This is a genomic window from Pseudoalteromonas sp. 19-MNA-CIBAN-0066 (genome assembly GCF_040308705.1).
GTDB lineage: Bacteria > Pseudomonadota > Gammaproteobacteria > Enterobacterales > Alteromonadaceae > Pseudoalteromonas > Pseudoalteromonas nigrifaciens.
Genome location: NZ_JBEONZ010000280.1, coordinates 1 through 259, shown reverse-complemented (window position 1 = coordinate 259; position 259 = coordinate 1). Strand labels below are relative to the sequence as shown.

Sequence of the window (259 nt, the reverse complement as noted above, 5' to 3'; positions counted from 1 at the left end):
AGGCCACGGATGGCGATTACGGCATTTGCGTTTCGCGAATAATCCGCGCGGGTCAGCGTACCCAGCCGCGCGCCAGCAGCGGCCGGTCCCACGGCGATTCGTCGCCGATGTATTCCGCGAGGAACTCGACCAAGGCCTTCACCTTCAACGCCTGTCGCTGCGTGGCGGGATAGACGGCGGCGAAGCTCAGCGGCGCGAGCTGGTAGTCGGTCAGGATCGGCACCAGGCGGCCCGCGACGAGCGCGTCGCTGGCCACGAG

1 pseudogene is annotated in these 259 nt (G+C 68.0%); it reads right to left on the bottom strand.

The features are described 5' to 3' along the window. Positions 1-52: 52 nt before the first annotated feature. Positions 53-259, bottom strand: a pseudogene (locus AAEZ18_RS19145) (hypothetical protein); the annotation flags it as partial.